This window comes from Streptomyces sp. NP-1717, assembly GCF_022695985.1.
Classification (GTDB): Bacteria; Actinomycetota; Actinomycetes; order Streptomycetales; family Streptomycetaceae; genus Streptomyces.
In genome coordinates, this window is sequence record NZ_JAAPBF010000013.1 from 1 (window position 1) to 14,563 (window position 14,563).

The 14,563-nt window shown below is 72.1% G+C and carries 12 protein-coding genes; 7 read left to right on the forward strand and 5 right to left on the reverse strand.

Annotated features, from left to right (window positions below):
• Positions 1-147 precede the first annotated feature (147 nt).
• Positions 148-1,224 carry a GNAT family N-acetyltransferase gene (locus GXP76_RS04625; protein WP_242570164.1) on the reverse strand — a complete coding sequence of 359 codons (1,077 nt, stop codon included), beginning with the start codon at positions 1,222-1,224 and terminating at the stop codon, positions 148-150.
• A gap of 460 nt (positions 1,225-1,684) precedes the next feature.
• Between GXP76_RS04625 and GXP76_RS04630 the strand changes: the two genes are divergently transcribed.
• The 7 genes from GXP76_RS04630 (at position 1,685) to GXP76_RS04660 (ending at position 8,708) form a co-directional block, all read left to right on the forward strand.
• Positions 1,685-3,187 (forward strand): ATP-binding protein, encoded by a 1,503-nt coding sequence (locus GXP76_RS04630; RefSeq protein WP_242570117.1) that lies wholly within the window; start codon positions 1,685-1,687, stop codon positions 3,185-3,187.
• Between the two features lie 8 nt (positions 3,188-3,195).
• A complete protein-coding gene (locus GXP76_RS04635) occupies positions 3,196-3,642 on the forward strand; it encodes a roadblock/LC7 domain-containing protein (RefSeq protein WP_242570165.1) in 447 nt (148 codons plus the stop codon).
• Positions 3,639-4,001, forward strand: coding sequence for a DUF742 domain-containing protein (locus GXP76_RS04640; protein WP_242570118.1), 363 nt, complete (start codon positions 3,639-3,641; stop codon positions 3,999-4,001). The genes GXP76_RS04635 and GXP76_RS04640 overlap by 4 nt, the downstream gene beginning before the upstream one ends.
• Positions 3,979-4,629 carry an ATP/GTP-binding protein gene (locus GXP76_RS04645; RefSeq protein WP_374359820.1) on the forward strand — a complete coding sequence of 217 codons (651 nt, stop codon included), beginning with the start codon at positions 3,979-3,981 and terminating at the stop codon, positions 4,627-4,629. Before GXP76_RS04640 ends, GXP76_RS04645 begins: the two co-directional genes overlap by 23 nt.
• A 30-nt stretch (positions 4,630-4,659) precedes the next feature.
• Positions 4,660-5,958 (forward strand): cytochrome P450, encoded by a 1,299-nt coding sequence (locus tag GXP76_RS04650; protein WP_242570119.1) that lies wholly within the window; start codon positions 4,660-4,662, stop codon positions 5,956-5,958.
• Positions 5,959-6,034: 76 nt separating this feature from the next.
• A complete protein-coding gene (locus GXP76_RS04655; RefSeq protein WP_242570167.1) occupies positions 6,035-7,246 on the forward strand; it encodes a cytochrome P450 in 1,212 nt (403 codons plus the stop codon).
• A gap of 217 nt (positions 7,247-7,463) precedes the next feature.
• Entirely contained in the window at positions 7,464-8,708 is a 1,245-nt protein-coding gene (locus tag GXP76_RS04660) for a family 16 glycosylhydrolase (RefSeq protein ID WP_242570120.1), read from the forward strand.
• Positions 8,709-8,858: 150 nt separating this feature from the next.
• On the opposite strand, the gene hutI is transcribed toward GXP76_RS04660, so the two are convergent.
• The 4 genes from hutI to hutU form a co-directional block, all read right to left on the reverse strand.
• Entirely contained in the window at positions 8,859-10,046 is a 1,188-nt protein-coding gene (gene hutI, locus GXP76_RS04665; RefSeq protein ID WP_242570121.1) for an imidazolonepropionase, read from the reverse strand.
• Positions 10,047-10,063: 17 nt separating this feature from the next.
• Positions 10,064-11,431 (reverse strand): formimidoylglutamate deiminase, encoded by a 1,368-nt coding sequence (locus GXP76_RS04670; protein ID WP_242570122.1) that lies wholly within the window; start codon positions 11,429-11,431, stop codon positions 10,064-10,066.
• A complete protein-coding gene (locus GXP76_RS04675; RefSeq protein ID WP_242570168.1) occupies positions 11,422-12,612 on the reverse strand; it encodes an allantoate amidohydrolase in 1,191 nt (396 codons plus the stop codon). The genes GXP76_RS04670 and GXP76_RS04675 overlap by 10 nt, the downstream gene beginning before the upstream one ends.
• Before the next feature lie 230 nt (positions 12,613-12,842).
• Positions 12,843-14,516, reverse strand: a complete 1,674-nt coding sequence (hutU, locus tag GXP76_RS04680) for a urocanate hydratase (RefSeq protein WP_242570123.1) — start codon at positions 14,514-14,516, stop codon at positions 12,843-12,845.
• Between the last annotated feature and the right edge of the window lie 47 nt (positions 14,517-14,563).

Sequence of the window (14,563 nt, forward strand, 5' to 3'; positions counted from 1 at the left end):
GATCCAGGTCCAGATCCAGGTCTGCCACGCCGATGTCGCGGAGCGGCGAACGCGGACCCGGCTTCGGCGTCGAGGTCGGTCGAGGGGACGTGCTCGGAGTGTGCGGCATCATGCCTCCGCTCGTGTGCGCTGCGTACGACTCGCCGGTCACCGGTCCCGGAGCCGGCCCACCTGGTTCAGGGCGCGTTGGGCGTATCCGGCCAGCCTGGGCCGGTTCCGTACGAAGCTGTGCGCGCGGCGCGACGGTTCGCGGCCGAGCCGGTACAGGGCGGCCCGTGGCCCCGGCCTCACCGAGGCCCCCTCACCGACCCGCAGGTTCCCGGTCTTGAGCGCGTCCTTGTACTCGGCGGCGCCGCGTCCCAGGTCCAGCAGGCGGATCCCGGCGCCGGCCGCGGCCTCGGCCATCCGCAGATGAAGGACGAGACCCGGCGAGTACTTGGCGAAGTCGGTGTCGTACGCGGGGAACCAGCAGGAGAGGACCGTGCGCGAGCGGAGCCCGAAGTGCGCGGCGACCGGGCGGTCCCCGACGTACAGGACGGAGAGCACCCCCGAGCAGCCGGGCGTGCGCCCGGGAGTGTGGTCGGCCGCCAACTGCCGTACCAGCGTGCTGATCCACTCCTTCGCGAAGCGGTCGCGGCGGCCCGTCCTGCGGTACTGCGCCGACTTCCACTCCATGAGCGTGCGCAGCGCCGCCGGGTCGCGCTCGTCGAAGACGAATCTGACCTCGCCGGCCTGCCGGGCCAGTCTGCGTTCCTTGGCGGTCGTCGTCCGGAAGAACTTGGGCGATCCGGCGCGCAGGGCCTTCTCGTACGCCGCGTACCCCTGGCCGATGTCGAGGACAGGGGAGTCGAACTCCTCGGTGGCGTCCGGGGCGAACAGCGTCTGTCCCGCTTCGAGGTTGTCGAACTCCCAGCTGGCGAGCGAGCAGGCGCGCAGCAACTCCCGTGCGGTGAGGCCGTGTTCGGGGGCCAGCACCGGCCCCTGGCAGTCGGACACCCCGAGCCCGATCGCACGGCCCTGCCCCAACGGCCCTCTCTCGTACGGGAAGAAGCCCAAGACGGTATCTCCCGCCCCCTCGACGACCGCGACCCGGGCGCCCGGCCGGACGCGTCCGACGGCCCGGGTGAACTCGGGTTCCATGAACGGGTTGGCGGGCGTGCCGGACAGCGCCCGTAACTCCCGCCAGCGTTCGATGTGGCCCGCGTCCAGCGCCCCCGGCCGCATCACCCGGATGCGCGCGGCTGCCCCGCCACGTACACGTACGTCGCTCAACTCGACCCCCCGGTCACTCGAACAGGACGGTACCGGGCCAAATCACTCCGGTACAGGGCCAGTCGGCCATGTCATGACGGATACGAAACGCGACCGACATCGCGGAGCGACCTGTACACGGGGCGGGTGAGGTGGGGGATTCCGGTGTGCGGGACGGGTTCACACGCGCGGCCAGCACATATGCCCGGCGGCCGGTCTCCGGCACGTGTGCGGATGGTGCCCGGCTCGTGCCGTCGAGTGACAGGAGTTGCGCAACTCCTGCCCTAATCACGCTTATTGCTCGTAGTATCTGGGTGCTCACGATCACGCGAGTCGATCAACCCTCGCCACCCCCACGTGTCCGACGAGTCCCTGGAAGAGGCCCGGTCCCCGTGTCAGCCCTAGCCACGCCTGCCATGTCGGGGTCACCGTGTTGAGCCGGCAGCCGAACAGACGGAAACAACAGGCGCTCTGGTGGCTGGGGGCCCTCGTGGCCGCCGCCGTCGCCGCGGTGCTGATCGGACAGGCGTCCACGGCGGAGTGGCGACAGACACTCGCGAGCGCCTGCGCGGCCCTGGCGGTGCTGCTCGTGGCCTGGGTCCTGGTGCTGCACCGGCGGCTGGGCGCGGAGCGCGCCGAGCGGGACCGGGAGCGGCGGACCGCGACCGCGCGGGGCGCCGAGGTGGCCCATCTGGCCGCCGTACGTGTCCCCGCCATCGCCGAACGGGTGCGCACGGGACGGCGGTTGGACGGAGTCCCCGGACCTGTCGCCCCCGAGGCCGACACCGGCGAGGACTTCGCGCGGGCGCTGGCCGCGGTTGTCGCCGCGCTCGGCTCGGACGAGGGTGTACGGCGCGAGCGCGGGCTGCGCGACTCGGTGCAGACGGCCTTCGAGTCGGTCGCCCGCAACATGCACGCGATGGCCACGGTGCAGCAGCAGGTGCTCGACCACGTGGAGCGCGCCATCGACGACCCGCGTCTGATGGCGGACGTGATGAAGGCCGACCACGCGGCCTCGCAGATGACCCGCAAGGCCCAGACACTGCTGGTGATGTGCGGGATCTGGCCGGCCAGGCGCGAGTCGCAGCCGGTCTCCCTGTACGACTGCGTGCGCGGCGCACAGTCGCGGATCGTGGAGTTCGGGCGGGTGGAGGTGCACGGCGGGCAGACGCTGTTCGTGGTGCCCCCGGCCGTCGAGGGGCTGATGCACGCGATCGCCGAACTCCTGGAGAACGCGACCGTGTTCTCGCCCTCCCGCACACAGGTGATCGTGACGATCCGCGAGGTGGGCGCGGGGGCCGTCGTGGAGATCGACGACGCGGGCCTCGGTATGCCGCCGGACGTACTGCACCAGGCGATGTCCCAGCTCAGGGACGAGCTGGACCTGACACGGCTCGGGGCCGTGCCCCGGCTTGGGCTGGCGTGCGTGGGGCGCTGGAGCCGGGAGATGGGCTTCAACGTGGAGCTGACGGGGGCGTCGGCGTACGGCGGGACCCGGGCCGTCACCTTCGTACCGCACCGGCTGCTGACCGAACCGCTGTCGCACTTCCCGGCGGAGCCGGTGCCGGTACGGGAGACGGCGCCCGCGACGGCGGGCGACCCGGTGGCGCGAAAGTCGTCCGCGGGCGCTTCGCCGTCGGGCGGCGAACGCGAGCACGAGCGGCCGGGCGTCGCCGTACCCGCGGAGGACGAGCCCGGCGCGCTGCCGCGCCGCCGCAGCCGGCGCCGGACCCCCGCCACCGCAGCGGACCAGGACCGGACGCAGGAGCGGGACGCGCAGGAGCAGCAGCCGCAGCAGGCACCGCCCGACCGCCCCTGGACCCCCGAAGCGGCGCGCGCCTCGATCACCAGCGTGCTGTCCGGCTCGCGTCGTGGCCGTGCCGAGGCCGTCCAGGACACCGAAGTGCCCGACCAACACGACGGAGGCCGGCAGTGACCGGAAGAGTGACCGGAACGATCTCCCGACTGCCCGACCTGGGATGGATGCTCCGCCCCTTGACGGACATCCCCGGGGTCAGACACGCGGTGGTCGTCTCCGAGGACGGGCTGCGGCTCGGCCACGCGTCCGCCGAGAATCTGAAGGGCGCCGTGTCCGAACTGAGCGTCGCGGAGGCGGAATCGCTCGCCGCCGCGTCCGCCGCGCTGACCATGACGGGCCGGTCGACGGCGGGACTGATGTTCGGCGGCGGAGCGGGTGTACGGCAGCTGATGCTGGAGTCCGACCACGGCTTCATCCTCTTCACGTCGGCGGGCGTGGGCGCGCAGTTGGGCGCCGCGACCGAGACCGACGCCGATGTGGGCCTGGTGGCCCAGCAGATGCAGCTCCTCGTCGTGAAGATCGGCAGCCACCTGAGCAGCCAGCCCCGGGATCCGGTGAGCCCGTCGTCATGACGGAGCGTTCCGACGACCGGGCCACCACGTCGGCGGTACGCCCGTACGTGATCACGGGTGGCAGGACGGACGCCGGCGGCGAGCCACTGTCCCTGGAGTCGCTGGTGGTGGCCAGGGAAGCGGACCCGCCGACGACGCTCCAGCCCGAGCACCGGACGATACTGACGCACTGTCAGGGGCTGCTGTCGGTGGCCGAGGTGTCGGCCCATCTCGGCCAGCCCGCTTCCGTCGTCCAGGTGCTGCTCGCCGATCTCATCGACTGGGGACTCATCGTCACCCGTCCGCCCATACCGCCGGCCGAACGTGCCGATGTGACCATGCTGAGAAAGGTCCTCCATGGCCTCGAAAGCCGCCTCTGAGGCCGAGGCGTCCGCGCTGAACACCGCCGGCGACACCGCCGCCGGCCAGGTCGACACGGCCGGCAAGTACGTCAGGTCCAGCGTCGCCGGCGCGGCCAAGATCATGGTCGTCGGGCCGCTGGGCGTCGGCAAGACGACGTTCATCGGTACGGTCTCCGAGATCAAACCGCTCAGCACCGAGGCGGTCATGACCCGGGCCGGCGCCTCGGTGGACGTACCGGTCGACCGGACCAAGGCCACCACCACGGTCGCCCTGGACTTCGGCCGTATGACACTCGACGGCGAGCTGGTCCTCTACCTCTTCGGTACGCCGGGGCAGCAGCGCTTCCTGCCCGCCTGGCGTGATCTGGCGCACGGCGCGCTCGGCGCGCTCGCCCTCGTGGACACCCGCGACCTGACGGCGTCGTTCGACGCGCTCGGTCATCTGGAGGACCTGGGGCTGCCGTTCGCGGTCGCCGTCAACGTCTTCCCGGGCAGCCCCCTGCACAGCGACGGCGAACTGCGCGCGGCGCTCGACCTGCTGCCGGAGACACCGCTGGTCTCCTGCGACGCGCGGGACGAGCGGTCCTCGGTCATGGCGCTCATCGCCCTCGTACGCCACCTCGTCCTCGCCGCCGAGTCCTCATGACGACGGAGCCCGCATGACCACGGAGTCCACATGACCACGCCCACGCCCACCCCGGCACCCGCGCACGGGAACGGGTACGCGCCCACGCCGCTGTCGCCGGACTCGCCCGCGACGGCGATCTACGGGGACCAGCTCGACGGTGACGGGATGCCGCGCCTGTACGAGCGGCTGCGCGCCGAGCACGGTTCGGTGGCCCCCGTCACCGTCGCGCCGGGCATCGAGGCGTGGCTGGTGCTCGGGCACCGCGAGGTGCTGCGGCTGACCCGTGAGGAGCAGGACTTCTCGCACGACCCGCGCCGCTGGAGCCTGTTGCGCGAGGGCCGGGTGCCAGCGGACTCGCCGATCCTGCCGATGGTCGGCTGGCGGCCGGCGCTGCTGTTCGCCGACGGTCAACAGCACCGCCGGATGCGGGCGGCCGTGTCGGACGCGCTCGGCCGGATCAACGGTCACGAACTGCGGCGCGGCGTACGGGCGACGGCCGAGCGGCTCATCGCGGAGTTCGCCGACGGCAGGCAGGCGGATCTGGTGTCCGACTACGCGCGCAAGCTGCCGCTGATGGTGATCACCGGTCTGCTCGGGCTCGACGGGCCGACCGGGGAGAAGCTCGTCCAGGCGATCGCGGGGCTGGTCGTGGCGAACGCCGACTCCGCCGACGCCAGCAAGCGGATGGGCGCGATCCTGCTCGCCCTGATCGAGGAGAAGCGGCACCGTCCCGGCAATGACGTCACGTCCGCGCTGCTGCACCATCCGGCGCGGCTGACGGACGAGGAGGTGCTGCACAACCTGGTGGTGATGTTCGTCGCGGGCAACCAGACCACGGTGAACTGGATCGCCACCACCCTGCGCATCCTGCTGTGCGACCCCGCGTTCCGGTCCTCGCTCAGCGGCGGTCATCTGAGTGTCGACGACGCGCTGGACCTGGTGCTGTGGCGCTTCCCGCCGACACAGAACTTCCCCGCCCGGTACGCCACCCGCGATCTGCGCTTCGGCGGCCGTGACATCCGGTCCGGGGACATGCTGATCCTCGGTCTGGCGGCGGCGAACGCCGACCCCGACATCCTGCCGGAGGACGGTACGCCCGTCGTCGGCAACCGGTCCCATCTGGCGTTCGGGGCCGGGCCGCACACCTGCCCGGCCCAGGACCCGGCCAGGCTGATCACGCGAACCGCGGTCGACACGATCAGGCACCGGCTGCCGGATCTCGAACTGGCCGTCCCCGAGAGCGAGTTGGCCTGGATCAAGTCGCCCTGGAGCAAGGGCCTGGCGGCCCTGCCCGTCCGCTTCACCGAGCCGCAGTTGCCGCGTGACCCGCGGGCGACGCGGAATTGAGGAGAGCCTGTTGAGCCCCGAGCCGAGCACGACCCCCGACACGTCCCCGGACGTTTCCGCCGCGGCCCCGCACCGGATGGATCCGGCCGGCGGCTGCCCGCACGCCGCCAACGCGCGCCTGCTCGCGCGGGGCGCGGTGGCCCCCGTCGTACTCCCCGGCGACGTCGAGGCCATGGCCGTCATCGGGCACGACGCGCTGAAGGAGTTCCTGTCGCACCCCGATGTCGCGAAGGGCGCCACACACTTCACCGCCCTCCAGGAAGGGCTGATCCCCGACGGATGGCCGCTGAAGACGTTCGCCACCGTGCAGGGCATGACGACGGCGGACGGCGACGACCACCGGCGGCTGCGCTCACTGGTGAGCAAGGCGTTCACGACGCGGCGGGTGGAGGCCCTGCGCGGCCGGGTGGAGGAGGTGACGGCGGAGCTGCTGGACGGTCTGGAGGCGGCCGGCGCCAAGGACGGGGGGCACGCCGTCGATCTCCGCGAGCACTTCGCGCTGCCGCTGCCGATGGGCGTGATCTGTGAACTGCTGGGCGTGGACCCGCAGTACCAGGACCAGCTGCACCATCTGTCGAACCAGATCGTCGCGACCGACATCTCCCCCGAGGACGCGATGGCGGCCAACCGGGACATCGTGGCCGTACTGGGCGCGGTGGCCGCCTCCCGTACCGAGCGGCCCGGCGAGGACCTGACGAGCGCGCTGATCGCGGTGCGCGAGGAGGACGGCGACCGGCTGAGCGGGCACGAACTCATCGGCACCCTGCTTCTGATGATCATCGCGGGGCACGAGACGACGCTGAACCTGATCACCAACGCGGTGCGCGCGCTGTGCCGCCACCGCGATCAGCTCGAACTCGTCCAGAACGGCAAGGCGAGCTGGGCGGACGTGGTCGAGGAGACCCTGCGCTGGGACAGCCCGGTGAGCTTCTTCCCGTTCCGCTACCCGACCCGGGACCTGACCGTGGACGGCACGGTGATCCCGCAGGGGACGCCGGTCCTCGCGGGCTACTCGGCGGCGGGCCGCGACAAGGCCGCGCACGGCGCGGACGCGGACGTGTTCGACCTCACCAGGTACACGGGGCCCGCCACCCGTCATCTCTCGCTCGGGCACGGCGCCCACTTCTGTCTGGGGTCGTCGCTGGCCCGGATGGAGGCGACGATCGCGCTGGAGCGGCTGTTCACGCGCTTCCCGGACCTGGACGTCGCGGTCACGGAGGCGGAACTGCCGCGCCACGCGAGCTTCGTGGGCAACAGCGTGCAGCAACTTCCGGTGACTCTGGGGTAGTTGGCCGGGGCGCCGGAGGCCGCCCCGGTGGCAGTCGGTGACGAGCCGTCAGGACTTTGGTCCATACCAACGCCTTGACGGCCCCACCCGCCCTCCCTTAAATCAAGTATTGAAATAACCGCGTCGAACTCCGTGTTCCGTTGTCCCGAATGTCATGCTCATGCCTCCACACGAAGTGAAGTGATGACCTGTGCGAACCCCCCTGCGGCGTCGTGTGATGCTGTACGCCCTGGCTCTCCTCTGCTGTACGAGCGTGGCCACCGCCGTGCCCGCCGGAGCGGCGGCGCCCTCCCCCGAGCCCCGTACCGGCGCCGCGAGCGCCGCGCCCATGGCCGTGACGTTCGACGAGAACTTCGACGGACCCGCCGGATCGGCCGTCAACAGCGGTAGATGGCAGATCGAGACCGGCGACAACGTCAACAACCACGAACGGCAGTACTACACGCCGGGCAACAACAACGCCGCCCTCGACGGCCAGGGCAATCTCGTCATCACCGCCCGCAAGAACAACCCCGGCAACTACCAGTGCTGGTACGGCCGTTGCGAGTACACCTCCGCCCGGCTCAACACGGCCGGCAAGTTCACGGCACAGTACGGCCGGGTCGAGGCCCGTATGAAGATCCCGCGCGGCCAGGGCATGTGGCCCGCGTTCTGGATGCTCGGCAACAACATGGGCCAGGTCGGCTGGCCCAACAGCGGCGAGATCGACATCATGGAGAACGTCGGCTTCGAGCCCGGCACGGTGCACGGCACCCTGCACGGCCCCGGTTACTCGGGCTCCGGCGGCATCGGCGCCGGCTACAGCCTCCCCGGCGGCCAGGCGTTCGCCGACGCCTTCCACACCTTCGCCATCGACTGGTCGCCCAACTCCATCCGCTGGTCGGTCGACGGAAACGTCTTCCAGACCCGTACGCCCGCCGATCTGGGCGGCCGGGAATGGGTGTTCAACAAGCCGTTCTTCCTGATCCTCAACCTGGCCGTCGGCGGCTACTGGCCCGGCGACCCCAACAGCAGCACACCCTTCCCGAGCACACTGACCGTCGACTACGTGCGGGTCACCACCGACGGCGGCGGGGGCACGGGCGGCTCGATCACCGGTCTCGGCGGCAAGTGCCTGGACGTCGCGGGGGCGAATCCCGCCAACGGGACGGCCGTTCAGCTCTACGACTGCAACGGCTCCGCCGCGCAGCAGTGGAGCAGGGGCGCCAACGACTCGCTGCGGGCGCTCGGCAAGTGCCTGGACGTGAAGGACAACAGCACCGCCGACGGCGCGCAGCTCCAGCTCTGGGACTGCGCGGGCACGGGTAATCAGCGCTGGGCCGTGTCGGGCGCCAACGATGTCGTGAACATCCAGGCGAACAAGTGCATGGACGTGACCGGCGGCAGTTCGGTGAACGGGGCGCGGGCGCAGATCTGGACGTGTACGGGCGCCCCCAACCAGAAGTGGTCGGTGAACGCGTAACACCCCGGCTCCATCCGCTCACGGACCCCGGCGGCGCGGCAAGTCCCTTGCCCGCCGCCGGGGTTCGCGCGTTCCGGATCCCTAGGGCCTGTCTTCAAAGTCCCGCCTGGCCCACCCTGCGGGCGGACGGCGCTACTTTGAAGTCAGGCCCTAACGCACGCGTTCGCCGGCCTTCCAGACCGCGTGTGTCAGCGGGACTCCCGGCCGGTAGGCGAGATGGACATGGCTCGGGGCGTCGAGCAGGACGAGGTCGGCCCGGGCGCCGGGGACGAGGCGTCCGACGTCGGTGCGGCGCAGCGCGGCGGCGCCGCCCGCCGTGGCCGACCAGATCGCCTCGTCGGGTGTCATCCCCATGTCGCGTACGGCGAGGGCGATGCAGAAGGCCATCGACGAGGTGAAGGACGAGCCGGGGTTGCAGTCGGTGGACAGCGCGACGGTGGCGCCCGCGTCGAGCAGGCGACGGGCGTCCGGCCACTGGGCGCGGGTGGAGAACTCGGCGCCGGGCAGCAGCGTGGCGACCGTGCGGGAGTGGGCGAGCGCGTCGACGTCCGCGTCGGTGAGGTGGGTGCAGTGGTCGGCGGACGCGGCGTCCAGCTCGACGGCGAGCTGGACGCCGGGCCCGTACGACAACTGGTTGGCGTGCACGCGCGGGACCAGGCCCTTCGCCCGGCCGGCGGTGAGGATCGCGCGGGCCTGGTCGCCGTCGAAGGCGCCCTTCTCGCAGAAGACGTCCACCCAACGGGCGTACGGGGCACAGGCGTCGAGCATGTCGCCGGTGACGAGTGCGACGTAGGCGGCGGGGTCGTCGGCGAGTTCGGGCGCGACGATGTGGGCGCCGAGGTAGGTGACCTCGTCCGTGTGCCGGGCCGCGACGCGCAGCGCGCGTGCCTCGTCGGCGACGGTGAGGCCGTAGCCGGACTTGGTCTCCTGGGTGGTGGTGCCCTGGCGGAGCGCTTCCGCGAGGTACTTCGCGACGTTGGCGCTCAGCTCGTCGTCGGTGGCGGCGCGGGTCGCGGCGACGGTGGTGCGGATGCCGCCGGCGGAGTAGGGGCGGCCCGACATGCGGGCGTTGAACTCCTGCGTGCGGTCGCCCGCGAAGACGAGGTGGGAGTGGGAGTCGACGAAGCCGGGGACGGCGGCCCGGCCGCCCGCGTCGACCGCGTTGTCAGTGGCGGGTGCTTTGCTTGACTCACCGACCCAGATGACACGGTCGCCGCCGATGACGACGGCCGCGTCCTGGATCAGACCGATGGGGGATCCGTCACCGAGGGAGGGATCGTTGGTGACCAGAGCGGCGATGTTGGTGACGGCGGTGGTGGGCGCGTTGGTGGGCGTCATCGTGGGGGCGCTCTCCTTCAGCCGCGTACGGCCGCGATGGACCGGGCGAGGGCTTCTGGTACGTCGGGGATCAGGGTGTGCGCACCGTCGCGTACGAGATGGCGGCCGGCGACGACCGTGTGGCGCACGTCGGCGGCCGTCGCGGCGAATACGGCGGTCTCCGCGGCCAGTCGGGGTACTTGCCCCACTGTTCTGACGGAGTCCAGGGCGACGGTGACGAGGTCGGCGAGCGCTCCCCGCTCGATCCGGCCCCCGTCGGGCCTGCCGAGGGCCGCGTGACCGTCGGCCGTGGCGGCGGTGACGAGCGCGGCGGCCGTCCAGTGGCCGCGCGTGCGGGAGCGCAGGCGTTCGTTGAGTTCCAGGGCGCGGGCCTCTTCGAGGATGTCGATCACGGCGTGGCTGTCGCTGCCCAGCGACAGCGGGGAGCCGGCCTGCTGGAGGCGCGCGGCGGGGCCGATGCCGTCGGCGAGGTCGCGTTCCGTGGTGGGGCACATGCAGGTGCCGGTGCGGGTGGAGCCCAGCAGGGTGATGTCGTCGTCGGTGAGGTGGGTGTTGTGGACACCGGTGGTGCGGGGGCCGAGGACGCCGTGGTCGGCGAGGAGCGCGGCGGGGGTGCGGCCGTGCGTGGCGAGGCAGGCGTCGTTCTCGGCGGTCTGTTCGGAGAGATGGACATGGAGCGGGGCCTGCCGGTCCTCGGCCCATTCGGCGACGGTGGACAGCTGCTCGGCGGGCACGGCGCGTACGGAGTGGATGGCGGCGCCGATCCGCACGAGGCCGTCGTCCTTGGCGTACCGGGCGGCGAGGTCGGACACGCGTTCCGCCCAGGCGTGCGCGGTGCCGTCGGAGAAGCGGACCTGGTGCCGGTCCGGGGGCTTGCCGCCGCGGCGCTTGGAGATGCCGGAGGAGAGATAGGCGGTGTCGAGGAGGGTGATCCGGATCCCGGCGTCGGCGGCGGCGGCGATCAGCGCCTCGCCCATCGCGTTGGGATCGTCGTAGGGCGTTCCGCCGGGGGCGTGGTGCAGATAGTGGAATTCGCCGACGGAGGTGATACCGGCCAGCGCCATCTCGGCGTACACGGCGCGGGCGAGCGCGTGGTAGTTGTCCGGGGTGAGCCTGGCCGCGGCCCGGTACATCATCTCGCGCCAGGTCCAGAAGGTGCCGGAGCCGACCTGGACCTTGCCGCGCAGCGCGCGGTGGAAGGCGTGCGAGTGGGTGTTGGCGAGGCCGGGGAGCGTGATCCCGCGCAGGACGGTGGCGCCGGGCGGCGGGGTGTCGTCCCCGGTGCGGACGCCGGTGATCCGGCCGTCGGCGACGGTCACGCTCACGCCGGGTTCGACGTGCGTGCCGAGCCAGGCGTGCTCCAGCCAGTACGTGGTCACGTGCACGCCAGCCCTTCCAGTACGTCGGCGAGTGCGAGGACCCCGGCCACGCAGTCGTCCTCGGCCGCGAACTCGGCCGGGGAGTGCGAGACGCCGGTGGGGTTCCGTACGAACAGCATGGCGGTCGGAATGGATCCGGACAAAATACCCGCGTCGTGACCGGCACCCGTGCCCAGCACAGGGATCCCGCCGCCGAGGATCCTGCCGAGTTCGTCGCGCAGGGTGTGCGCGAATTCGACGACGGGCGTGAAGGACTCCCGTACGACGCGCAGGTCGATGCCCGCGCGTTCGGCGTGCTCGTGGGCCGCCGCCTCGATCGCGGTGACGACGGTGTCCAGGGTGGCCTGGTCTGCGGCGCGGGAGTCGAGCCAGCCGCGTACCAGGGAGGGGATGGCGTTGACACCGTTGGGCTCGACGGCGATCTTGCCGAAGGTGGCGAGGGCACCGGCGAGTTCCGCCTCGCGGCGGGCGGCGAGGACGGTCTGCGCGTAGCTGAGCATCGGGTCGCGGCGGTCGGCGAGGCGGGTGGTGCCCGCGTGGTTGGCCTCGCCGTGGAAGTCGAAGCGCCAGCGGCCGTGCGGCCAGATGGAGGAGGCGATACCGACGGGGTCACCGGTCAGGTCGAGCGCGCGCCCCTGCTCGACGTGCAGCTCGACGAACGCGCCGATCCGGGCGAGGCGTTCGGGGTCGGGTCCGATGGCGTCCGGGTCGTATCCGGCGGCCTCCATGGCGCGCGGCAGCGGGACGCCGTCGCCGTCGCACAGGGCGTGGGCCTGCGCGACACCGAGCTGTCCGGCGGTCAGCCGGGAGCCGACGCAGGCGAGCCCGAAGCGGGCGCCCTCCTCGTCACCGAAGTTGGTGACGGCGACCGGACGGGTGAACCGGACGCCTCTGCGGCGGAGTTCGTCGAGGGCGGCGAAGGAGGACACCACGCCGAGCGGCCCGTCGAAGGCGCCGCCGTCGGGCACGGAGTCCAGATGCGATCCGACGACGACGGCGTCCCCGCCGTGGGGGTCACCGAGCCACCCCCACTGATTGCCGTTCCGGTCGGTCTCGTACACCAGCCCGCGCGCCTCGGCCTGCCCCCGGAACCACTCCCGGCAGTCCCGGTCCGCACCGCTCCAGGCGTAACGCCGGTACCCGCGAGTTCCGGCGTCCCGCCCGATGGGCGCCAGCTCCCGCCACATCTCCTGGAAGGACACCCCGGCAGGAACCGGCCTGGCGTCCGGCGCCGGGCCGGCCGCCCGACCGCCCGGCAGGGATCGCCCGGAACCCGCGCCGGGCCCGGCGCCCGGGGCTCCGGCCCCGGCGTCGGCGTCCCGCCCCGCCGCCGCAGCGCCCGAAGCGTGGTCCGAGGCCGTCGGCGCGGCCGGGCGCCCGTCCGGGGCGGGGGACGGGCCGGGGGCGCCCGGCGTCGTCACTCGCCCTCCCGCATCGGGACGCGGACACCGCGGTCGGCGGCGGCGGACTCCGCGAGGTCGTAGCCCGCGTCGACGTGGCGGATGACGCCCATGGCCGGGTCGTTCGTCAGGACGCGGCGGATCTTCTCGCCGGCCAGTTCCGTGCCGTCCGCGACCGTCACCTGGCCGGCGTGGATCGAGCGGCCCATGCCGACACCCCCGCCGTGGTGGACGGAGACCCAGGTGGCGCCGGAGGCGACGTTCACCATGGCGTTCAGCAGCGGCCAGTCCGCGATCGCGTCCGAGCCGTCGAGCATCGCCTCGGTCTCGCGGTACGGGGACGCGACCGATCCGGCGTCCAGGTGGTCGCGGCCGATGACGACCGGCGCGGCGAGTTCCCCGCTCGCGACCATGTCGTTGAAGCGCTCACCGGCCTTGTCGCGCTCGCCGAGGCCGAGCCAGCAGATGCGCGCGGGCAGACCCTGGAAGTGGACGCGTTCGCCGGCCATCTTGATCCAGCGGTGCAGGGACGCGTTCTGGAGGGAGTCGCCCTCGGGGAAGAGCTCCAGGATCGCCTTGTCGGTCTTGTGGATGTCCGACGCCTCCCCGGACAGCGCCGCCCAGCGGAACGGTCCCCGCCCTTCGCAGAACAGCGGCCTGATGTACGCGGGTACGAACCCGGGGAAGGCGAACGCCCTGTCGTATCCAGCCAGTTGGGCCTCGCCCCGGATGGAGTTGCCGTAGTCGAAGACCTCGGCCCCCGCGTCCATGAAGCCGACCATCGCCTCCACGTGCCGCGCCATGGACTCGCGGGCCCGCAGCGTGAAGTCGGCCGGCTTCTCCGCGGCGTACGACGCCATGTCGTCGAAGTCGACGCCGAGCGGCAGATAGGCCAGCGGGTCGTGCGCCGACGTCTGGTCGGTGACGATGTCGATCGGCGCGCCCTGCGCGAGCATCCGGGGCAGCAGTTCCGCCGCGTTGCCGAGCAGCCCGATCGACAGCGGCCTGCGTGCGTCACGGGCCTCGGTGGCGAGCTGGAGCGCGTGCTCCAGGGAGTCGGCCCGCACGTCCAGGAAGCGGTGCTCGATACGGCGCTCGATGGCGCGCGGGTCGCAGTCGATGCAGATCGCGACGCCGTCGTTCATGGTGACGGCCAGCGGCTGCGCGCCGCCCATCCCGCCGAGCCCGGCGGTGAGCGTGATCGTTCCCGCGAGGGTGCCGCCGAACCTCTTGGCGGCGACGGCCGCGAACGTCTCGTAGGTGCCCTGGAGGATGCCCTGCGTGCCGATGTAGATCCAGGAGCCCGCGGTCATCTGGCCGTACATGGTGAGGCCGAGCTGTTCCAGCCGGCGGAACTCCTCCCAGTTGGCCCAGTCGCCGACGAGGTTGGAGTTGGCGATCAGCACGCGCGGCGCCCACTCGTGGGTCCGCATGACGCCCACCGGGCGGCCGGACTGGACGAGCATCGTCTCGTCCTGCTTCAGGGTCCGCAGCGTGCGCGTCATCGCGTCGAACGAGCGCCAGTCCCGGGCGGCCTTGCCCGTGCCGCCGTAGACGACGAGCTGGTCGGGGTGTTCGGCGACCTCGGGATCGAGGTTGTTCTGAAGCATGCGGAGGGCGGCTTCCTGCTGCCATCCCAGGGCGCTCAGTTCCGTACCGCGCGGTGCCCGTACGGGCCGGGGTCCTGACATGGCGGTGCCTCCTCCGTCGCTGCTCCACTGTTGGTCAAACTATTCAC

What these genes read in the sequence shown, in the direction of transcription:
- GXP76_RS04625 (WP_242570164.1), bottom strand. Translation starts at nt 1,224, where the DNA reads ATGCGGCCGGGGGCGCTGGACGCGGGCCACATCGAACGCTGGCGGGAG.
- GXP76_RS04675 (WP_242570168.1), bottom strand. Translation starts at nt 12,612, where the DNA reads ATGTGGCGGGAGCTGGCGCCCATCGGGCGGGACGCCGGAACTCGCGGG.
- GXP76_RS04645 (WP_374359820.1), top strand. Translation starts at nt 3,979, where the DNA reads ATGGCCTCGAAAGCCGCCTCTGAGGCCGAGGCGTCCGCGCTGAACACC.
- hutI (WP_242570121.1), bottom strand. Translation starts at nt 10,046, where the DNA reads ATGACGCCCACCAACGCGCCCACCACCGCCGTCACCAACATCGCCGCT.
- GXP76_RS04640 (WP_242570118.1), top strand. Translation starts at nt 3,639, where the DNA reads ATGACGGAGCGTTCCGACGACCGGGCCACCACGTCGGCGGTACGCCCG.
- GXP76_RS04655 (WP_242570167.1), top strand. Translation starts at nt 6,035, where the DNA reads ATGGATCCGGCCGGCGGCTGCCCGCACGCCGCCAACGCGCGCCTGCTC.
- GXP76_RS04650 (WP_242570119.1), top strand. Translation starts at nt 4,660, where the DNA reads ATGACCACGCCCACGCCCACCCCGGCACCCGCGCACGGGAACGGGTAC.
- GXP76_RS04660 (WP_242570120.1), top strand. Translation starts at nt 7,464, where the DNA reads ATGCTGTACGCCCTGGCTCTCCTCTGCTGTACGAGCGTGGCCACCGCC.
- hutU (WP_242570123.1), bottom strand. Translation starts at nt 14,516, where the DNA reads ATGTCAGGACCCCGGCCCGTACGGGCACCGCGCGGTACGGAACTGAGC.